Here is an 18,838-nt window from a genome sequence, read left to right on the forward strand (position 1 = left end):
ACGACGGCGCAGCTCAAGCGGGTACTGGGAAGGACGTGCCATGACTCGATCCTCTCAAATGATCGAGTCCCTACCGAACCCGGAACGGTTCACAAGCCCCACAAGGTTTCCGATGTTGTCTAGGCCCACCGTCAAGCAGCAGCTGGGACCAGAACGTCAAACATCACCTGGGACTAGACACGGTTGCCAGGGCCCTGAAGTCGTATGCACATGCCGGAAGTTCGGCGCCTTCGCGGTCTGCGATCGGAAGGAAGAGCGCTGGGCGGATTGCCCACGTGACGCGTACGTCGGCCTGCGTGACCGTGACTGTGCAGGGTTCTGCCCGTAGGAGTGCCTGACGGGTGGTGACGCGGCCGTCGTAGAGCCACTCCCAGGCTTCGTCGCATGCGTCGGTGTCGAGCAGGGGTGTGATGCTGCGGAGGATGATCGCGACCCACCTGTCTGCCTGGGCTGCCGTATCGGCGTCGAACGAGGCGACGAATGTTCGTGGCTGCCGGCCGATGACGTCTTCCGTCCAGCACTCGCACCAGTAGCCGCGGCGGAGTTCCTTCCTCAGCACGGGTGGCCTCTCTGCCGGTCGTCCGCGTAGAGCTCCGCGGTGACCGTGTGGCCCTGGTCGCTGCCGTGGATGACGACCCGGTGGGCGAGGGCACTGACCATGCCCAGGCCCCGGCCGTGCTCGGCGGACTCGTCCGCCTGGTCCTGGTGCTCGACCTTCGGGGCCGTGCCCGTGGCTCCGTCGTCGGTCACCGATACCGCGACCACCTGCGCCGAGACGGCGACGGCCAGGTGGAAGCTGCCGGACTGCCGGCCGCTCGCCGTGTGGAGGACCGCGTTCGCGCTCAGCTCGCTCACGATCAGTTCCGCGTCCTCGGCTAAGGGCGAACCGCGCAGGATGTCACGGGTCCAGCGGCGGGCCCGGCTGACCTCTTCCGGGAATCCTGGGCAAGTGAGTCCCCAGACCCGGACCGTACTCGTATACTCGTGCATACAAGTTCCTTCATGCTGGTAGGCCGCCATGTGCGGCGGGTTCGGGCTAGACGAGTTTCACGCCGTCGTGGGCGCGGATGGCCGGCGGAGACGCCGCGTCGAGTGCGTCCAGGACGCGGATCGCGTATGCCTCGTCGGCGAGTTCGGAGACCTCTTCACGAGTGGCCCAGCGCAGGGCGCGGGTCTCACTACCGGTGGTGGGCGTGCCGTCGGCGGCCTCACAGCGGAAGACCAGCGAGACGATCAGGCCGGTCATGTTCTTGTAGACGCCGGTGAGGGACACGGCAGGTGCGATCTTGATGCCGGTCTCTTCGAGGACTTCGCGTCCGAGGGCCTCGGGGATGGTCTCCCCGCGTTCGAGGACGCCGCCCGGAGGCTCCCACTTGCCGTTGTCCCGGCGCTGGATCAAGAGGGCCCGGCCCTGGTCGTCGACGACGACCCCGGCCACGCTCACGGAGTGCGGGCGTTCTGTGCTCACGTACCTCGGCCCTCTCGGCTGGCTAGGCTCTCCACCGTAGCAACAAGACTCGCCCACTCGTCTAGATACCTAAAGGAGTACACGTGAGCCCTCTTTCCTCGGGCCTGCTCGGCGATCTCGACCCCACGAGCGATCGTGCGGTCTTCCGGCAGATCGCCGACCAGCTGCGTGAAGCCATCGACCGTGGGCGATTCCGCGAGGGCGAGAAGCTGCCCTCGGAAGCGGAGCTGGTGGAGCACTACGGGGTGTCCCGGATGACCGTCCGGAACTCCTTCTCCGTCCTCCAGGGCGAGGGACTCGTGCACGCGGAGCACGGCAAGGGTGTCTTCGTCCGGCCACGCCCGCCCGTTCGGCGGCTCGCCTCCGACCGGTTCGCCCGGCGCCACCGCGAGCAGGGCAAGTCCGCCTTCATCGTCGAAGCCGACGCGGCCGGCAGCCACCCCACGGTCGACAGCCTGGAGGTCAAGGAGGAGAAGGCGAGCCAGGACATCTCCACCCGGCTTGGATCCGTGCGGCGCGTCCTCGCCCGCCGGCGCCGGTACCTGCTCGACGGGCGGCCGGTGGAGTTCGCCACCTCGTACCTCCCGCTCGACATCGCCCGCGGTACACCGATCGCCGAACCCAACCCCGGCCCCGGCGGCATCTACGCCCGCCTCGAAGAGCTGGGCCACCGCCTCGACCACTTCGAGGAGGAGATCCGCGCCCGGATGCCCTCGCCCGCAGAGGTCAAGACGCTCCACCTGGCGGCTGGTGTGCCCGTCATCCACCTGATCCGGACGGCCTTCGACGCCGAGGGGCGAGCTGTCGAGGTCTGCGACACGGTCATGGCGGCCGATGCCTACGTCCTCTCGTACCAGCTCCCGGCCACATGAGCGGGTGAGCGGTGGCGGTGCGCGGGGACGCCGGTCCGAACTCGTACACCCCAACAGGCATACTCGTATAGATGAGTGGGCAAGTTGTGTGGCAAGGTGGCCGTCGCGACCCCGGGAGATCGGGTTCGCAGACCGCTACATGTATAGACGAGTAGATGAGGACTGTTCCGTGCGCACCATCCGCGTCGAGACCTCTGCCGCCACCATCCTCCTCACCGAAGCCCCCGAGCCGAAGGTCCGCGACCGTCAGGCCGGCGAGATCGCCAAGGGTGCCGTCGGCGTCGTCTACATCAAGGACGGGGAGTCCTCGCTCGTCAAGGTCACCGTCCCTGAGGGTGGTGATCTTGTGTCTGTCGACCTCGAAGGTCGGAAGGTCGCGCTGTTCGGCCATCGGTGGCCTCCTGTCCGGTGTGGGTGTGGGTGGGTGTCTGTGTGCCGGGGTGGGGGAGAGGGTGCGGCATGCGGAGGGCGATGTCTGTGATATGTGATAGCGGCAAGGGGTCGGACCGGCCCGATCAGGAAATGAGACCGGCGCGGCCGATGCGGAGCGGGCCGGTCGGGCCGGGACGGCGGGGGAGGGCGGGCCGGTCCGGGGGCGTCCGCCCTCCCGTCGGCTCAGCCGCCGTGGGGCACGTAGTCCTGGGTGATCTGCTTGTACTCCAGGAAGTCCTCCACGGAGGCGAGGCCGCCGAGCCGGCCGACCCCGCTGGACTTGAATCCGCCCTCCTCGAACTCCACGGTCAGGTTCGCCCAGCTGTTGACGGAGATGAGGCCCGCGTCGAGCAGACGTGCCACCCGCACCGGCCGGTCGGCGTCGCGGCTCCAGACGCAGGCGCTGAGGCCGTACTCGGTGTCGTTGGCGAGGGCGACGGCCTCCTCCTCGGTGTCGAAGACCTGGACCGTCTGCACCGGGCCGAAGGTCTCCTCCTGCACGATCGGGAGCGAGGAGTCGGGGACCGACAGCAGTGTCGGGTGGTAGAAGGCTCCGCCCGCGAGCTCGGGCCGCGTGCTGGGGCCGCCGCGCACGATCGGCTTGGCGCCGGCCGCGATCGCCGCTTCCACGGCGGCGTCGACCCGGGCGACCGACGCCTTGTCGATCAGCGGGCCGATCTCGCTGGCCGGGTCGGAGGCCGGGCCGGGGCGCACGCTCTCCAGCCGCCGGGCCAGCGCGGCCGTGAACTCGTCGGCGATCTCCCGCTGCACCAGGAGCCGGCTGCCCGTCATGCAGAACTGCCCGGCGAAGACGGTGGACGACTGCACGGCGGTGGCCACCGCGGCGCTCATGTCGGCGTCGGCGAACACCAGGTGAGGGGTCTTGCCGCCCAGCTCCAGTCCCACCCGCTTGAAGCGGGCCGCCGCGGCCTGGGCGACGAGCCGCCCGGTGGCGGTGCTGCCGGTGAAGCTGATCACGGGCACCTGCGGCGACTCGACCAGCAGCCGGGCCACGTCGGAGCCGGACTCGATGACGACGTTCACCGCGCCGCGCGGCAGCTCGGGGACGGACGCCAGGATGTCGCTCATGAGGGCGGCGGTCCGGGCCGCCTGGCCGGGCATCTTCACGACCGCCGTGCACCCCGCCGCCAGGGCCGGGGCGAGCGCGCGGATGCAGAGGTAGGCGGGGGAGTTCCACGGCACGACGATCCCGGCGACACCGACGGCCTGCCGGATGGACATGGCCTGCCGGCCCGGGTGGGTGTCGGTGACCCGGCCGTGCGGCTGGAGGGCCAGACCCGCGGCGAAACGCAGCGCGCGGGAGATGAAGTGCGCCTCGAAGCCCGCTTCGCGCCGCAACTTGCCGTTCTCCCGGCACAGCGTGTCGACGACCTCGCCCATGCGCTGGTCGTAGGCGTCGGCGAGATGGCTCAGCGCGGTGGCCCGCACCATCGGGTCCAGACGCCAGGAGCCCTCGCCGAAGGCGCGGGCGGCCGCGTCGATCGCCGCCCGGCCCACCTCGGTGTCGGCCTCCGTGTACGTGCCGATCACCTCGCCGGTCGCCGGGTCGACGCTCTCCGAGACCCGAGGGGAGTCGGCCCACTCGCCGTCGATCCAGTGCCGTGCGGTGTTCTCTCGGGTCATGTCGGCGACTCCTTGCTTGAGAGGGTGGGGAGGAAGCGGAAACGGGGGTCCGGTGCCCGGCGTCCACGGGGACCGGTCTGCGGCCGTGTCCACGAGGGCCGTGTCCACGGGGCCGGGTGTGCGGTGCCGGGTGTGCGGGGGGCCGCCGCCCGGAGGCGTGGACGGCCGGTCTCACAGGCGGAGCAGGCGCTCGGCGTCGAGGTGGGCGATCTTCTCCCGGTTCGCCCCGCTGACCGGGGCGGTGCGCAGGAACTCCGTCGCCGTGGCCATGTCCTCGAAGGGGTGGTCGGTGCCGAAGAGGATGTGCTCCGGGCCGAGGGCGAGCAGCGCGCGCAGCAGGGGGGCGGCGGAGCAGACGCCGCTGGTCGTGATGCAGAGGTTGTGCCGAAGATACTCCGAAGGGTTCTCGCGGGCGAGCTCGACACCGTGGTGGTTGTGGAAGCCCCGGCGTGAGTCCAGCCGCCACAGCACGTACGGCAGGCCCTCGCCCATGTGTCCCAGCAGCAGCTCGGCCTCGGGGAAGCCGGCGAAGACGCCGCCGAACACCAGACGCGGGACGTGCGAGGCGGTCTCCGTCCCCCGGCTCCACATCGGCCCGGTCAGCTCCGGGTGCCCCTCCATCACGTGCGGGGTGCCGACCCCGTCGGCGGGGTGGAGGTGGAGCGGCACGTCGAGTCCCTCGGCGCGCTCCCGCACGACGCGCAGCTGCGGATCGTCGAGGTAGCGGCCCTGGGTGTGCGCGTTCACCAGCGCTCCGCGCATGTCCGGCCCGGTCACCGCGCGCTCCGGTTCCCGCGCGGCCGCCTTCGGGTCCTGCAACGGCAGCGCGGCGGACCCGGTGCGCTGAGGAGCCTGGCCGGGGAACTGCCGGGCGCGACGAGGAGCGAGGTGCCTCCGGCCGGCCGCACCGACGCCTGACCTCCCGCACACCACGGGATCTCCTGGACGCACTCACCGCCGGAGTCACTATGATCGCCCCTGTGACAGCTCAGCTCCCCTCCGAGTCCGAGAACACCGAGGCATCGCCGGCGCGGCAGGGCATCCAGTCCGTCGAACTGGCCATGACGGTGCTGAGAGCCCTCGAAGAGGGGCGGGGCCCGATGAGCCTGACACAGATAGCCACGGCCAGCGGCATGCAGCCGAGCAAGGTCCACCGCTACCTCGTCAGCCTCGCCAGGACGGGCCTGGTCGCCCAGTCGCCCAGTTCCGGCCGCTACGACATGGGGCCCGCCATGCGCCGCCTCGGCGCCGAGTCACTGCGGCGCATGGACGAGGTCGCGCTGGTGAGCGAGCACCTGCCCGGACTGCGTGACCGTACGTCCCACGCGGTGAACCTCGCGGTGTGGGGCGACAACGGACCTGTCGTCGTGCGCTGGGAGTACGGCGCCCATGCCCTGCCCATCACCGTCCGGGTCGGCGCGACGATGCCCCTGCTGAACTCCGCGATCGGAGGGGCGTTCCTCGCGTATCTGCCCCTCCAGCTCACCGAGCCGGTGCTGTGCGGGCAGCTGGAGCTGGAGTCGCTGGACACGGCCACGCGGGAACGGGTCGACGCCATCAGGGAGGACGTGCTGCGCGAGGGCGTGGCCGGCACCGTCGGCGGCCTCATCCCCGGCGTGACCTCGGTGGCGGCCCCGGTGTTCTCGGTCGGCGAGTCCTTCCCTCTCGTCGTCACCCTGGTCATGCCCGCACGGGGGATCACGGAGCAGGACCTGGCCCGGCTCTCGGAGGAACTCCTCCGCTCGACCAGAGCGATGTCCGACGAACTGGGCCACACCCCGGACCGGCGGGCCGGGCGGACGGACGCCCGTCGCACGTGAGCCGTGGTGACGCGGCCGCGGCGGGCCCGGACGCCGTGGCTCAGTCGTGCGGCTTGCCGTAGAAGGCGGTGAGTCGGTCCCACTCCTGGCGGGTGTACTTCTCCAGGGAAGTCTCGAAGAGGCCGCCCACCTGGAAGATCTTCGCCTCGATCTCGTGCTCGGAGATCAGGCGGGTGCGGTCGGTGCCCTGCGGTTCGAGACGGAGGGTGCCCTCCTGGCGGATCTTGTCCGCCAGAGCGCCGGGGGCGATCTTCCAGCTCCAGACGCCGGCCGCCTTGTCGAGCCTGCCGTCCTGCGATTCCCGGTGGCCGCCGCCGACGAGTTTCGCCAACGCGCCCGGCAGATCCAGCGGCCGGCTGAACACCGCTCTGCGGTACGCGACGGTGTCGGTCTCCCGGGCCTCCGTCGTCGTGTACTCGCCGTAGCGCAGCGCGCCCTTGTAGAGGTCCTCTTCGCGCCTGTCGTCCAGGAACCAGGTGAGGAAGGCGCGCGGCGTGCCCAACACCTCGTGAACCAGGGTGAATTGTCGCATGCACGGAAAGTAGCAGTCCGGGCACGATGTGGAATCGGGCGGGAGGAAGGCTGTCCGAAAAGGCGGGACAGCGGCGGGACTTCGCCGGCATCCGTACGACGCCCGCGGAGCCGGCCCGGGGCGCCCCGGGCCGCTTCCCCGGCCCGGGAGAGGGGGCTGCGGCCGCCGGCGCCGTGCGTCCCGCCCCGTGCGTCCCGCCCCGTGCGTCCCGCCCCGGGCCGGCCGACCGGAGCGCGACCGCACCGCCGGCCCGTCTGCTTCTCCGCCGAGCGGGCATACGGCGGTGGACCGGCATCCGTACCCGCCGGCCCGACATCGCTCAGCCGAGCCGAGCAGGAGAGGACGTATGCCCACCGCTGCCCCGGAGAGCCCGCGGAATCCACCCGGTGAAAGACCCGGCCGAGTCCCCGCACCGGCGAGGAGCCGGCGTACCGCACCACCCCGCGGCCCGGGCCGCCCGGCGGACCGCCGTGCTGGCGATCTGTCAGGCAGGGCTGATGACGGGCCTGGGCCTGCCGGCCACCGGCCCCGCCCGCGACCGGTGACCGGCTGCACCCGGCTGGCGTTCGGCGCCGCCGTGCATCTGCTGCTGTGGGCCGGTCTGACCTCCGTCGCCCCCTGTTTTCCTCGGACTGTCCTTCGCCGCGCGGTTGGAGGCGGCGCGCGGCCGCAGCCCGGGGCCGGTCCGAGCCGATCCTGGAGTGTGAATGCGCGGACGAGAGGCAGCACGGCACTTCCCCGAGCACCGTCGTGGACGTCGTGGTGAATGCCGGGGCGGACGTCGCCGGTGGGCCGACCGGCGGTTCGGCGCGCGTCTGCCGGCCGCGGCGGTGGCCGCCGCGGTGACGGCGGTTCCGTTCGGTCTGCTCCTGGTCCTCGTCGAGGACCGATGGCGGCCCTTGCTCCGGATCGACGCGCACGCCGCCCAAAGCCTGCACGAGATCGCCGTCCGCCACCCCGCGTGGACGAGTACGCTCCGGCTGCTGTCGGACCAGGTGTGGGATCCCCTCACCCTGCGTGCGGCCGTCGCGGTGCTGACGGTGTGGCTGCTGCACCGGCGGGCGTGGCGCCTGGCGGCCTGGGCCGCGGTGACCGCCGTGGGCGGCGGGCTCACCGGGCTGCTGGTCAAGGTGGTGGTGGAGCGGGCCAGGCCCGCGCTGCAGGACCCGGTCGCGCACGCCCCCGGGTACTCGTTCCCGTCCGGCCACGCGATGACGGCCACCACGTCCTTCGCCGTGTTCCTGCTGGTGCTGCTGCCTCTGATCCCGCGGGTGTGGCGGATCCCGTGCTGGTGCGCCGCCGTGTTCTCCGTGGCCGGCGTGGGCTTCACCAGGGTCGCCCTCGGTGTGCACTGGTTCAGTGACGTCATCGGCGGCTGGCTCCTCGGCCTGGCCGTGGTCGCCCTCACGGCCTGGGCCTTCGAGGCGTGGCGGGTCGACGCCGGCCGCGGTCGCGCACCGGTGGGCGAGGGCCTGGAGCCCGAACTCACCGAGGCCGCCCCGGAACCGGGGCCCGCTGAGGGCCCCGTCCCCGCCGATGCGTACGACAGGACCAGTGGCCGACGCCCGAGAGAGTGACAGCGGCTTCCCGGCCGTCTCCGGACAGCGGCTCGGTCGTCATCAGGACACAGTTCCCACGACCCAAGGAGCCTTCCATGGACGCACTCTCCTCCCTTCTCGCCGGTGTCAGCAGCCTGCTCGAGGGTCTCCTCGGAGGAGGTCTGCCTCTCTGACGCGACGGCCGATCCGGACCGCGAGTTCTTCTGACGCACCTGCGCCGGCCCCGGCAGCACGCCGTGCCCGGCGCAGGTGCCGGCACTTCTGGGACGCGGCCGTCCCCGCGGTGCTTCCCTCTCACCGGGTGCGCGGGCCAGGGCCGGGCTCGGCCGAGCAGGTGACGCCGGATGGGCGCCTGACGTGGGTGGGGCCTAGGTTGGAAGGCAGGTCGGCGGCAGCGGGCGGAGGAGCGGCGAGATGGCGGCGCAGGTTGATCATGCGGCCCTGTTCGCCGCCACGCCCAGCCCGTATCTGGTCCTGGGCTCCGACCTGGTGATCGTGGACGTCAACCGGGCCTATCTGGCGGCGACCGGCCGTACCCGCGAGGACCTCATGGGCCAGCACGTCTTCCAGGCGTTCCCCGACAACCCCGAAGACCCCGACGCCGACGGGGTGCGGAATCTGAACGCCTCCCTGCACCGGGTCCTGGCCACGCGCCGGCAGGACACCATGGCCCTGCAGAAGTACGACATCCCGGTCGTGAGCCGGCCCGGGGTGTTCGAGGAGCGCTGGTGGTCCCCGGTGAACACACCCGTCCTGGGCCGGAACGGACAGGTGGCGTGGATCATCCACCGGGTGGAGGACGTGACCGCGTTCGTCAAGGCGCACCAGGCCGACGAGCCCATGCGGGTCCGTGTCGGCAGGCGCCTGGAGGTGGCCGAGTCGCTGGAGGCGGAGCTGTACGCGCGGGCGCGGGAGCTCCAGCGTCTGAACGAGGAGCTGCGCAGTGCCCACACCCGGGAACGGGAGGTCGCCGTCACCCTGCAGGAGGCCATGCTGCACGCCCCGGACCTGGCCCATCACCCGCAGGACGTGGTGGTGCGCTATCTGCCGGCGGTCGGCTCGCTGAACGTGTGCGGTGACTGGTACGACGTGGTCGACATTCCCCCGGACCGGCTCGCCGTGGCCGTGGGCGACGTCATCGGCCACGGCTTGGAGGCTGCCGCTGTCATGGGCATGCTGCGCAGTGCCCTGTCGGCGGCCATCCGCGCCCTGGAGCGCCCCGCCCAGGCGCTGGAGGTCCTCGGCCTGTACGCCCGCTCGATCGACGGGGCCCTGGGCACGACCGCGGTCAAGGCGATGGTGGACCGGCGCAGCCAGCTCATCAGCTACAGCAACGCCGGTCATCCGCCCCCGGTCCTGCTGCACGCCGACGGCCGCACGGAACTGCTGGACCAGGCGACCGATCCGCCGCTGGCCGCCCGCCCGGACCATGTGCCCCGCCCCCAGGCCAGCGTGCACTACAGGCCGGGCGACACCCTGGTGCTGTACACCGACGGGCTCATCGAACGCCGGGAGGAGGACATCGACGCCGGCCTGGACCGTCTGAGGAGCGTGCTCGCCAGGTGCAGCCGCCTGGGTGCGGAGCGGCTCGCCGACACCCTGCTGGCCCGTCTGGGGGTGGCCAGCGGCGGGAGGGACGACGTCGCCCTCGTCGTCGTCCGGCTCTGACCCGTCGTTCTCGTGGCGCGGGACATGGTCCCGGAGGGCCTGACGCGAGGGGCGTGACCGCCCGGTGCCCGACGGCTGACGACCGATGACGGAGGGGAATCCGGGGCCGCCTCGGCTACGGGGTGTGGGTGAAGGTCCGGCGGTAGGTGCGGGGCGGTACCCCGCGGCGGCGTACGAACTGCTCGCGCAGCACGGCCGCGCTGCCGTAGCCGACACGGCGTGCGATCTCCTCCACCGGAAGGCCGGTGGTCTCCAGGAGCTCCTCGGCACTGCTCAGCCGCTGTTCGCGCAGCCACGCGTGCGGGGTGGTGCCGGTCGCGGCGGTGAAGCGCCGCGCGAAGGTACGCCTGCTCATCATGGCCCGGCGGGCCAGTTCGGTGACCGACACGGGCTCGTGCAGATGCTCGCGGGCCCACGCCAGGAGCTCGGCGAGGCGGGTGTCCTCGCCGTCCGGGGGGACGGGGGCGGCCAGGTACTGGGCCTGACCGCCGTCGCGGTGCGAGGGCAGCACCAGGTCACGGGCCACGCCGTTGGCGAGGGCGGCCCCGTGCTCCCGTCTGAGCAGATGCAGACACAGGTCGAACCCGGCGGCGGCTCCCGCACCCGTGACGATCCGCCCTTCGTCGACGTACAGCGCATCGGGTTCGACGACGACGTCAGGATGGCGGCGGGCCAGCAGATCGGCGAACCGCCAGTGGGTGGTGGCCCGGTGACCGTCCAGCAGCCCCGCGGCGGCGAGCGCGAAGGTGCCGACGCAGTGGGCGGCGACCAGTGCCCCGCGCTCGTACGCGGCGGTCAGCGCGCGCAGGACCTCCCGGGCGGGCGGCGTGCGGAAGTCCGCCCCGGGCAGGACGAGCACCAGGTCCGCGGCGGCCAGCCGGTCCAGTCCGTGGCCGACCGCGAGCGGCACACCGGCGTCGGTCCGCACGGGGCCCGGCCGGTCGCTGCACAGGTCGAGACCGAAGCCGGGGATCTGCGGCCCGTGCGGCCCGAAGACCTCGCAGACGAGACCGGCGGCGAGCATGCCGACTCCGGGCGGGGCGTACGCGGCGACGGTCCGGAAGGCAGGCATGGGGGGAGTGTGGCACGAGTGGCACGTTTCCTGCGATCAATGGCATCCGTGCCACTCGTCGCGGGGCGGCCCGCACGACAGGATCTCGACCATGACAGACGCGATCACCACCCGGAACCGCACCGACGCCCCGCTCGGCCGCAGCGCCGCCTTCACGGTCCTCACCACCGGCTACACCCTGTCCACGGGCCCCGGCGTCGCCGCCACCGTCTCCTACGTCCACGACGCGGACCGCCATGTGATCGTCGACCCGGGCATGGTGGCGTCCCGCGACCGCATCCTCGGCCCGCTCGCCCGGCTCGGCCTCGGACCCGACGACATCACCGACGTGGTCCTGAGCCACCATCACCCCGACAACACCATGAACGTCGGCCTGTTCGGCCGGGCCCGTGTGCACGACCACAAGGCCGTCTACCGGGCCGACCAGTGGCTCGACCGCGACGCCGAGGGCCATGAGCTCACTCCCTCGCTGCGTCTGATCCGGACACCGGGGCACAGCCCCGAGGACATCACGCTCCTCGCGGGCACGGAGCAGGGCGTGGTGGCCTTCGTGGGCGACCTGTGGTGGCGCCCCGACGGGCCCGTCGAGGACCCGGTGGCCCCCGACCCCGGAACCCTGCGGACCTCCCGCCTGCGTGTCCTCGCCGCCGCCGACCTGATCGTCCCGGGCCACGGCGGCCCGTTCCCGGCCGACGGCTCCGCCCCGATCTGACGAGTCGTCGCCGGACGTGCGTGTGCGGCGCGTTCCCGGTCCCCGGCCTGCCGGCGGGCGCCGGTGAGGCGAGAGGCCGGGAAACGGCCCCGGGGCGGGCGGCGTTGTCGTAGCGTCCGACGCATGGTGACGGTGAAGTGCGGACGGTGCGGGCTGGTCGGCAGGGTCCACGGACCCGGGATGCGCTTCTGCCGCAGGTGCGGGCTGATGTTCGGCGCGTCCGACCCTCCGCCGAGGACGAACCGGTGGGGCTGGGAGGAACTGCGCTGGCCGCTGGTCGTCCTCGTCGTGGGCTCGGTGCTGTACATGATCACGGAGTCCGGCGCGGGCTGAGCGTGCCGCCGTCGCTCCCGGACGCCCGGCCGGCCGGGCGTCCGGCGGCCTAATGGCTGAACGCTTCATGTCGTTTCGCGGGGGCGCGGCGGTCCGACCGTAGATTTTCCGACTGATCACCCCAGTGCTTCACCGGACAGGGAGTTCCCGATGAGGAAAACCGGTCGGATCATCGCAACACTGGCCGCGTCCACGGCTCTGACGGCTGTGGGAGCAGGGCAGGCCCAGGCGGCGGACGGCCCCTTGGGCCCCGTTCTGGGACTTGTGTCACCGCTGCTGTGCGGCGTCCAGGGCACCGTGGACAACATCGTCGGCCAGACCACGTCCTGCCCGTCGACGACGTCTCCCGCTGCCACCGCGATCAGCGGGTACGAGGTCGTGACCAGCTCGTTCGCCATCGAGGGACAGGGGGTCGCCAAGGTGACCCTCGCCTGTCCCGCGGGCAAGAAGGTCCTCGGCGGAGGAGTCAACGCGGACAGCGGCGACCTCACCGCACTCGATCTGGTGGAGTCCGCGCCCACCCTGGACGCGACCGCCTGGAGAGCCTCGGTCGTCGGTTCTGCCGGAATGCCCCGCACCGAGGGGCACTTCTACGCCGTCTGCGCCGACGTGGACGGCTGAGCCGGGCCGGGCGTACTCCGCTCTCCGCCGGCCCGCCTCGTCCCCTCAGGGGCGCAGGCGCTCGAGTTCGTCCGCGCGACGGTGATCCTTGGGGCGGCCGAGGGCCCGCCGCATACGGATCAGATCGTCCAGAGCGGCGTACCGGACGGGGAAGCCGGCCGGGGCCCGGGTGCTCACCGCACGGGACAGACAGGGGGCGACGTCCATGTCGCCCCAGGGCAGGGCGGGTGTGCACAGGTCGCCGCTCGCCCCGGTCACCCGGTAGGCGGCCTGTGGCCGGTCGAGGTCGGGCAGGTCGACGCAGCCGGCGTCGGTCAGCGCGGTCCGCAGGGCGCGCGCCTGCTCCGGTGTGCCGTCCCACAGCAGGTCGAGGTCGCCGGTCGGCTCCTGCGAGCCGTGCATGATGCCGGCGACCTGGCCTATGACCACCGCGTGCGATCCGGCCTCGTACAGAGCGCGGAGGAAGGGGAACGGGTCGAAGCCGAGCGCGCCGTCCGTGGCGAACGTGCCGACGACGTCATCGGCCTCCTCGGGGCCGCGCCCCGTGGCGGCACGGTCCCGGGTGGCGTCCTCGATGCGCCGGACGGCCTCCCGGAGCCGCACCGCGGCCTCGTCGACGTCCGAGGGGTTCGCTCCGGCCGAGACGAGGAGTTCGACGGTCTCGGGGTGGGGGCCGTGGTTCGCCCACTCCCAGGGCGACCAGCCCGTTCCGTGGTCCTCGCGAAGGTTCGGGTCGGCCCCGTGCGCCAGCAGTACGCGCACCGCCCCGGTGTGCCCCCAGCACGCGGCCGCGCACAACGGTGTGCCGTCCGATCCGGCGCCCCTGCTCTCGGTGTCGGGGGAGGCCCCTGCCTCCATGAGCAGGCGGGCGATCTCCGCTTCGCCCTGAACGGCCGCCAGGTACAGGGGAGTGGTGCCCTCGGAGTCCCTTTGCCCGGGGTCCGCCCCGGCCCGCAGAAGTGCCTTCACACGTGAGGGATCGGCTCCCAGAATCGCCTCCACGAGCTGACGGGAGAGCTTCTTCCGGCGCCGCAGTTTCATGGTCGGCAAGGCTAGTGACCGTCGGCGCCGTGGAGCCAGCCGTTTTTCCCGCGCCGCGGTCCGGTGGGCCGATCCCCTTCTCAGGCGGTTTTCACGACGGTGCCCGCGCCTTCGAGGGCGGCGACCTCCTCGGCCGGCGCCGTGCTGTCGGTGACCAGGGTGTGCAGGAGCGAGGACGGGCCGACGTGGGCGAAGGCGGTGCGGCCGAGCTTGCTCCCGTCCGTCGCGACGACGACGCGCCGGCTGGAGGCGATGACCGCCTTCTTCACCGCCGCGTCGTCGAGGTCGTACGCGGTGAGGCCCTCGGCCGCGCTCAGCCCGCAGCAGCCGACGACGGCGGTGTCGAAGCGCAGCGCCGCCAGGGAGGCGAGGGTGAGGGGGCCGGTGAGGGCCCCCTCGGCGGCACGGGGCTGCCCGCCGGGGATCATCAGCGTGGTCGGACCCGGTGTCTCGGCGAACAGCTGGATGGCCTGGAGCGACAGAGGCATCACGGTCACCGGCCGCTGCCGCAGGAGGCGGGCGACCTCCAGACAGGTGGTGCCGCTGTCCAGCAGGACGGTCTCGCCGTCGGCGACGAGCGAGGACACCTCGGCCGCGATCCGGCGCTTGGCCTCGACGGCCTCGCGCGTGCGCAGCGCGAAGGGCGGCTCCTCGCCCCTGAGCAGCAGGGTGCGCGCCCCGCCGCGGACACGTTCGAGGACCCCCTGCGCGGCCAGCGTGTCCAGGTCGCGGCGGATGGTCATCTCCGAGGCGCCGGTCAGCTCGGCGAGTTCCTGGACCGTGACGCTGCCCGACTCCCTGACGGTATGGACGATCAGCCCGTGACGGTCTGCGTTGCTCATACCGTGATTGAACACCACCCTGGAACGAACATTCAATCTGTTCGTTCTTCGGCCTTTCGGACATCGAGAATGTTCGTTACGGTGCCGGTGTGGAACGTTCTCTTCGGGCCGCACGCGCGGCCACCTTCGTCTTCTTCGTCCTCTGCGGCACCCTGATGGGCATCTGGGTGGTGCACATCCCGGCCATCGAGGAGCGCGTGGGCATCAGTCACGCGACGCTGGGAGGGCTGCTCGTCCTGCTGGGCCTCGGGGCCTTCGCCGGCATGCAGCTGGCCGGGCGTCTGACCGACCGGCTCGGGGCGCGTGCCGTGGTCCCCGCCTCCGGCGTGCTGTGCAGCGCGACACTGGTCCTGCCCGGCATCTCCCAGGACCCCTGGACACTGGCGGGATCCCTGCTCGCCTTCGGCTTCTTCAACGGCTGCCTGGACGTGAGCATGAACGCCCACGCCGTGCACGTGGAGAAGGCGTACGGCAGGCCCGTCATGTCCGCCTTCCACGCCACGTTCTCCGTCGGCGGCGTCCTCGCCGCACTCGTCGCCGCGGGTGCCGCGAGCGCGGGCATGAGCCCGGCCGCGGCCATGGGTGCCGCGGGGGCCCTCGGCGCCGTGATCGCCCTGGCGACGGCACGCGCTCTGCTGCCGGCCGCACCGATCCCGCCGGACGCCGCCGATCCGGCCGAGAACGCCCCGGCGGCGAAGCCGGGCGGTGCCCCCGGGCGTATCTGGATCCTCGCCGTCCTGGCCGCGATGGTCATGCTGTGCGAGGGAGCCGCCAACGACTGGAGCGTCCTGCACCTGAAGGACGTCCTCGGCGCACCCGCGACGACCGCCGCCTTCGCCTACGGCACGTACGCGGCGACGATGACCGTCGGCCGGCTGCTCGCCGACCGTGTCGTCGTCCGGTTCGGTCCCCCGGCCGTCCTGCGCCAGGGAGCGGCCCTGGCCGCCGTCGGCATCACGATCGTCGCCGTCGCCCCCTGGGTGTGGTCCGCGTTCGCGGGCTGGGCGCTGTTCGGACTGGGGCTGTCCGGCTGCGTGCCCCAGTTGTTCAGCGCCGCCGGGCACGCCGACCCCGCGGCGGCCGGCGCCAACGTCTCCCGCGTCGCCGGACTCGGCTACGTCGGTATGCTCGCCGGCCCCGCCGTCATCGGCTGGCTGACCCATGTCGTGACGCTCGGTCACGCCTTCCTTCTGCTGACCCTGCTGTGTGTGATCACCGCGGCGGCCGGAGGAGTCCTGCGTACCGCACCGGGCCGGACGCGTGAGCGAGAGACGGAGCGGAGCGGCATCTGACCAGCGGCGCCACCCGCCAGGACTGCCGCCCGCCGGACCGCAGTCCGCCCTGCGACTCCTTGGCTACACTGCCGCCGAGTCACCGGCCGACACGGCAACTGGCCGGAAACGAACGGTGGGAGAGGCCATGGCAACCGGGGGACGGGGTCCTGGATCCGGCGCGGGGCGACCCGGCGGCAACGGACCGGGCCGACAGGGCTGGGGTGCTCCGTACGGGCCGGCGCCCCATGGCCCCCACAGCCCTTACGGGCCGGGCGACGGCGGCAACCCGTACGGTCCGTCCGCCCCGAACCCGTATCCGAACGCGAACCCGTACGCGTATCCGAACGCGAACCCGTACGGCCCGCACCCGTACGGCCCGCACCCCGGTGCACCCGTTCCGGCCGCACGCCGCCGCGGCTGCCTGCGGTACCTCTCGCCCCTCTTCCTCGCGTTCGTCGTCGTCCGCTCCGCACACCGCGTGGCCACCAGGCTCTTCGTGCACCGGAGCGGGGACCGGATAGTGGACCGCACCGTGGACCGGGTCCAGGTGGTCCGCACGGTGCTCGGCGTGCTGGCCGGCCTCGCGCTGGTCCTGGTCTACGGAGCGGAGAAGGACCGCTGGGGGGACGCGGCGGAGGAGGGCCTGGGCAACGCGATGCTTACGCCGCTGCTGCTGATCTGCGCGGGGCCGCTGGTCATCGGAGGATTCATCCTCTACGCGCCCCCGCACCTGCGACCCCGTCTGCGGTCCCGGCTGGGTGCCCCGCTCAAGGCGGTCGGCTGGTACGTGCTGACTCTCGTCGTCCTCGTCGCGACCCTCTACGTCGCGGGCCGGACCGGACTCAAGGACAACCTGCACGGCTGGCAGATGCTGCCGTTCGCCCTCGCCGTGACGGCCGCCGTCTTCTGGGGACTGCCCTTCCTCTTCCTGGCGTCGCTGTACTCCGCGCGCAGCGCCTTCAACACCGCCCATGTCCACCCCATGCTGCCGCCCGTGGTCACCGGGATCCTGGTGTGGGTGCTGGCGGTGTTCAACCTCGTCGGCAACGGCATGCCGCCGGGCCCGCCGGTGGTCCAGTACTGCTCACTGCTCGGCGGACCGCTGTCGGTGACCGCGGTCTCGGCCTGGGAGATCCGTCGGCTGCGCACCCGCTTCGGAGTCACCGTCCGGGGCGCCTCGCAGCGGTGACCGGGAGCCCGGGGGCGGGGAATCCGGGGGCCGATGTCCGGGGCGGGAGCCCGGGGCGGAACCCCGTCTACGCGGCCGGCACCCGCAGAGCGGCCAGCACCGGCAGGTGGTCCGTCGCCGCCCGGAGGTCCTGCTCCAGGACACCGGGCAGCCCCATCGGCACGCCGCACCCCAGCACCTCCACCCCCTCCGTCGCGAGGACCGCGTCGATCCGCTGCAGCGGGTCGCCCAGCCGGGTCGTGTGTTCCCGCCCCCACGGTCTCGTCGCCCAGCCGTCCTGCAGGGCTTCTGCGAGCAGGCCGAAGGTACGGCCGTCGAGCCGGTCGTTGAGGTCGCCCGCGGCGACGGCGTACGGCACGTCGAGGGCGGCCAGCCGGTCGAGGAGCAACAGGCCCTGCGTGTGGCGTTCCCGGGCGTCGATGCTCAGGTGACAGCTGAGCACCCCGAGGCGGGCCCGGCCGAACCGCAGCACGGCGGTCGCGAAGCCGCGCTGGTGCAGGCCGGGGGTGCGGGGCAGCAGGACGTCCTCGGTGCGCTCCACACGGGCGCGCAGCGAGGAGAGGATCATGGGGCCGGAAGCGGTGGCGCCGCCCGAGACGTACACGAGCCCGGAGGTCCGGGCGAGGCGGGCGGCGGCCTTGCGCCAGCGGAAGAACCTCGGCGCCTCCTGGACGCAGACGACGTCGGGCCGGCAGGCCCGGATCACCCGGGCGAGCGCCGTGACGTCGTCGCGCATGGAGCGGACGTTGTAACCGAGCACCCGCACGACCACGGAACCGTCGGCCCGGGTCGTCGACCCGGGCAGATCCCGCAGACTCTCCCTCTCCACGTCTCCCCTTCCGCCGAAGGCATCCGGTCCTGTCCCACCTTACGGTCGCGCTCCCGGTCGTCCGGCAGTCGTCCCGGCGCAGACCTGCCGGCGCAGACCTGCGGAGCCGTCGGCCGTTCACGGCACCCCGCCCGGGAACGGCGGCCCCGCCCACCGGGAGCGGAGCCGACGGGCCCTGCCCCTGCTCTGTCAGTGGCGGGCCGTAGGGTGCGCGGAACGTTTCTGAGAAGGAGCTCCGTTGGGATTCTCGGGTCATCTGGTCTTCGCTCGCAGCGAGCAGTCACTGCCGTCAGCCCCCGTGTTCGACGGCATCGGCCGAGAACGGAAGGACGCGGTGCACGAGTGGTGGCCGCGCCCCGGCGGCTGGCAGACCGTCCTGGTCGATCATGGACTGTGGGAGGAAGACCACCTGCAGGCCCTGGTCGAATGGACCGGCGCGCCGGTCTGTGTCGCCGAGGTCTCCGACAGCGACCTGGCCCTCGTGACCGGACTGGGCACCGGCGGCCGGCGCTGGCAGGCATGGCTCAACCTGGACAGGGCCGCGGTGCTCCTGGCCGACGAACCCGAGGACCTGGACGACCAGAGCCTCTGGGAGGACTCCCCCGAATTCCAGGAGGCGGTCGCACGCAAGCGCGCCGAACTCGACGCGGAGGTCCCGTCCGACGCCGAGGGCGCCCTCGCCTGGGCCGCGGCGGCCGGCGTCGCCGTACCGGGGCGGCGGTCCCGGATCGAGCAGGTGCTGCGCTCGCGGGAGACCTTCGCCGAGGACCTCTTCGGCGAGCTGCTGGACGAACTGGGTTTTCCCGAACCGGTCGAGCCGGAGTAGCCGGCCTCCCGGCCTCCCGGCCTCCCGGCCTCCCGGCCTCCCGGCCTCCCGGCCTCCCGGCCTCCCGGCCTCCCGGCCTCCCGGCCTCCCGGCCTCCCGGCCTC

The 18,838-nt window shown here is 72.5% G+C and carries 20 protein-coding genes and 1 pseudogene; 11 read left to right on the top strand and 10 right to left on the bottom strand.

Going from position 1 to position 18,838, the window contains the following annotated elements; translation table 11 throughout:
• Nucleotides 1–163: 163 nt before the first annotated feature.
• From ACIQGV_RS39455 to ACIQGV_RS39465, 3 genes are read right to left on the bottom strand one after another with little or no spacing between them, the layout of a single operon-like run.
• A complete protein-coding gene (locus tag ACIQGV_RS39455) occupies nt 164–559 on the bottom strand; it encodes a hypothetical protein (RefSeq protein WP_402504287.1) in 396 nt (131 codons plus the stop codon).
• On the bottom strand, nt 553–990 hold the full coding sequence (locus ACIQGV_RS39460; protein ID WP_402504290.1) for an ATP-binding protein: 438 nt from the start codon (nt 988–990) through the stop codon (nt 553–555). Before ACIQGV_RS39460 ends, ACIQGV_RS39455 begins: the two co-directional genes overlap by 7 nt.
• Nucleotides 991–1,036: 46 nt before the next feature.
• On the bottom strand, nt 1,037–1,444 hold the full coding sequence (locus ACIQGV_RS39465) for an NUDIX hydrolase (protein ID WP_402504354.1): 408 nt from the start codon (nt 1,442–1,444) through the stop codon (nt 1,037–1,039).
• Between the two features lie 107 nt (nt 1,445–1,551).
• On the opposite strand from ACIQGV_RS39465, the gene ACIQGV_RS39470 reads away from it, so the two are divergent.
• Nucleotides 1,552–2,340 (top strand): GntR family transcriptional regulator, encoded by a 789-nt coding sequence (locus ACIQGV_RS39470; RefSeq protein ID WP_402504292.1) that lies wholly within the window; start codon nt 1,552–1,554, stop codon nt 2,338–2,340.
• A gap of 169 nt (nt 2,341–2,509) precedes the next feature.
• A complete protein-coding gene (locus ACIQGV_RS39475; protein ID WP_402504294.1) occupies nt 2,510–2,821 on the top strand; it encodes a hypothetical protein in 312 nt (103 codons plus the stop codon).
• 134 nt (nt 2,822–2,955) lie between these two features.
• On the opposite strand, the gene ACIQGV_RS39480 is transcribed toward ACIQGV_RS39475, so the two are convergent.
• Entirely contained in the window at nt 2,956–4,416 is a 1,461-nt protein-coding gene (locus ACIQGV_RS39480) for an aldehyde dehydrogenase family protein (RefSeq protein WP_402504297.1), read from the bottom strand.
• 171 nt (nt 4,417–4,587) lie between these two features.
• Complete coding sequence (locus tag ACIQGV_RS39485) at nt 4,588–5,367, bottom strand: amidohydrolase family protein (protein WP_402504298.1); 780 nt, start codon at nt 5,365–5,367, stop codon at nt 4,588–4,590.
• Between the two features lie 29 nt (nt 5,368–5,396).
• Here ACIQGV_RS39485 and ACIQGV_RS39490 point away from each other — a divergent pair, with 29 nt between their 5' ends.
• A complete protein-coding gene (locus ACIQGV_RS39490; protein WP_402504300.1) occupies nt 5,397–6,236 on the top strand; it encodes an IclR family transcriptional regulator in 840 nt (279 codons plus the stop codon).
• A 40-nt stretch (nt 6,237–6,276) separates the two neighbouring features.
• Here the strand turns inward: ACIQGV_RS39490 and ACIQGV_RS39495 are convergent, their stop codons facing one another.
• Complete coding sequence (locus ACIQGV_RS39495) at nt 6,277–6,768, bottom strand: DUF2505 family protein (protein WP_402504302.1); 492 nt, start codon at nt 6,766–6,768, stop codon at nt 6,277–6,279.
• An 842-nt stretch (nt 6,769–7,610) separates the two neighbouring features.
• Between ACIQGV_RS39495 and ACIQGV_RS39500 the strand changes: the two genes are divergently transcribed.
• Nucleotides 7,611–8,345, top strand: a complete 735-nt coding sequence (locus tag ACIQGV_RS39500; protein WP_402504304.1) for a phosphatase PAP2 family protein — start codon at nt 7,611–7,613, stop codon at nt 8,343–8,345.
• A gap of 396 nt (nt 8,346–8,741) precedes the next feature.
• Nucleotides 8,742–9,995 carry a PP2C family protein-serine/threonine phosphatase gene (locus ACIQGV_RS39505; protein WP_402504307.1) on the top strand — a complete coding sequence of 418 codons (1,254 nt, stop codon included), beginning with the start codon at nt 8,742–8,744 and terminating at the stop codon, nt 9,993–9,995.
• A 115-nt stretch (nt 9,996–10,110) separates the two neighbouring features.
• On the opposite strand, the gene ACIQGV_RS39510 is transcribed toward ACIQGV_RS39505, so the two are convergent.
• The gene (locus tag ACIQGV_RS39510; protein WP_402504310.1) at nt 10,111–11,067 is read right to left on the bottom strand and encodes a GlxA family transcriptional regulator; all 957 of its coding nucleotides are present in this window, start codon (nt 11,065–11,067) and stop codon (nt 10,111–10,113) included.
• A 91-nt stretch (nt 11,068–11,158) separates the two neighbouring features.
• Between ACIQGV_RS39510 and ACIQGV_RS39515 the strand changes: the two genes are divergently transcribed.
• From ACIQGV_RS39515 to ACIQGV_RS39525, 3 genes are all read left to right on the top strand, one after another.
• Nucleotides 11,159–11,779: an MBL fold metallo-hydrolase gene (locus tag ACIQGV_RS39515; RefSeq protein ID WP_402504312.1), complete on the top strand. Its 621-nt coding sequence runs from the start codon at nt 11,159–11,161 to the stop codon at nt 11,777–11,779.
• 123 nt (nt 11,780–11,902) lie between these two features.
• Complete coding sequence (locus ACIQGV_RS39520) at nt 11,903–12,112, top strand: hypothetical protein (RefSeq protein WP_402504314.1); 210 nt, start codon at nt 11,903–11,905, stop codon at nt 12,110–12,112.
• Between the two features lie 150 nt (nt 12,113–12,262).
• Entirely contained in the window at nt 12,263–12,733 is a 471-nt protein-coding gene (locus ACIQGV_RS39525) for a hypothetical protein (RefSeq protein ID WP_402504316.1), read from the top strand.
• A gap of 621 nt (nt 12,734–13,354) precedes the next feature.
• On the opposite strand, the pseudogene ACIQGV_RS39530 reads toward ACIQGV_RS39525, so the two are convergent.
• Nucleotides 13,355–13,774, bottom strand: a pseudogene (locus ACIQGV_RS39530) (ankyrin repeat domain-containing protein); the annotation flags it as partial.
• An 80-nt stretch (nt 13,775–13,854) separates the two neighbouring features.
• Nucleotides 13,855–14,616 carry a DeoR/GlpR family DNA-binding transcription regulator gene (locus ACIQGV_RS39535; protein ID WP_402504318.1) on the bottom strand — a complete coding sequence of 254 codons (762 nt, stop codon included), beginning with the start codon at nt 14,614–14,616 and terminating at the stop codon, nt 13,855–13,857.
• A gap of 155 nt (nt 14,617–14,771) precedes the next feature.
• Here ACIQGV_RS39535 and ACIQGV_RS39540 point away from each other — a divergent pair, with 155 nt between their 5' ends.
• Together ACIQGV_RS39540 and ACIQGV_RS39545 are read left to right on the top strand one after the other, a co-directional pair.
• On the top strand, nt 14,772–15,908 hold the full coding sequence (locus ACIQGV_RS39540; protein WP_402504357.1) for an MFS transporter: 1,137 nt from the start codon (nt 14,772–14,774) through the stop codon (nt 15,906–15,908).
• 460 nt (nt 15,909–16,368) lie between these two features.
• A complete protein-coding gene (locus ACIQGV_RS39545; protein WP_402504320.1) occupies nt 16,369–17,079 on the top strand; it encodes a hypothetical protein in 711 nt (236 codons plus the stop codon).
• A gap of 67 nt (nt 17,080–17,146) precedes the next feature.
• Here ACIQGV_RS39545 and ACIQGV_RS39550 read toward each other — a convergent pair whose 3' ends face one another.
• Nucleotides 17,147–17,908 carry an endonuclease/exonuclease/phosphatase family protein gene (locus ACIQGV_RS39550; RefSeq protein ID WP_402504323.1) on the bottom strand — a complete coding sequence of 254 codons (762 nt, stop codon included), beginning with the start codon at nt 17,906–17,908 and terminating at the stop codon, nt 17,147–17,149.
• Nucleotides 17,909–18,146: 238 nt separating this feature from the next.
• Here ACIQGV_RS39550 and ACIQGV_RS39555 point away from each other — a divergent pair, with 238 nt between their 5' ends.
• A complete protein-coding gene (locus ACIQGV_RS39555; protein WP_402504325.1) occupies nt 18,147–18,734 on the top strand; it encodes a hypothetical protein in 588 nt (195 codons plus the stop codon).
• Nucleotides 18,735–18,838: the final 104 nt, after the last annotated feature.

It is taken from the genome of Streptomyces sp. NPDC093094 (assembly GCF_044754345.1).
GTDB lineage: Bacteria > Actinomycetota > Actinomycetes > Streptomycetales > Streptomycetaceae > Streptomyces.

Excerpts from the sequence above, each read along its gene's own strand:
- ACIQGV_RS39460 (WP_402504290.1), bottom strand. The coding sequence starts at position 990 with ATGCACGAGTATACGAGTACGGTCCGGGTCTGGGGACTCACTTGCCCA.
- ACIQGV_RS39480 (WP_402504297.1), bottom strand. The coding sequence starts at position 4,416 with ATGACCCGAGAGAACACCGCACGGCACTGGATCGACGGCGAGTGGGCC.
- ACIQGV_RS39495 (WP_402504302.1), bottom strand. The coding sequence starts at position 6,768 with ATGCGACAATTCACCCTGGTTCACGAGGTGTTGGGCACGCCGCGCGCC.
- ACIQGV_RS39505 (WP_402504307.1), top strand. The coding sequence starts at position 8,742 with ATGGCGGCGCAGGTTGATCATGCGGCCCTGTTCGCCGCCACGCCCAGC.
- ACIQGV_RS39510 (WP_402504310.1), bottom strand. The coding sequence starts at position 11,067 with ATGCCTGCCTTCCGGACCGTCGCCGCGTACGCCCCGCCCGGAGTCGGC.
- ACIQGV_RS39515 (WP_402504312.1), top strand. The coding sequence starts at position 11,159 with ATGACAGACGCGATCACCACCCGGAACCGCACCGACGCCCCGCTCGGC.
- ACIQGV_RS39520 (WP_402504314.1), top strand. The coding sequence starts at position 11,903 with ATGGTGACGGTGAAGTGCGGACGGTGCGGGCTGGTCGGCAGGGTCCAC.
- ACIQGV_RS39525 (WP_402504316.1), top strand. The coding sequence starts at position 12,263 with ATGAGGAAAACCGGTCGGATCATCGCAACACTGGCCGCGTCCACGGCT.
- ACIQGV_RS39535 (WP_402504318.1), bottom strand. The coding sequence starts at position 14,616 with ATGAGCAACGCAGACCGTCACGGGCTGATCGTCCATACCGTCAGGGAG.
- ACIQGV_RS39540 (WP_402504357.1), top strand. The coding sequence starts at position 14,772 with ATGGGCATCTGGGTGGTGCACATCCCGGCCATCGAGGAGCGCGTGGGC.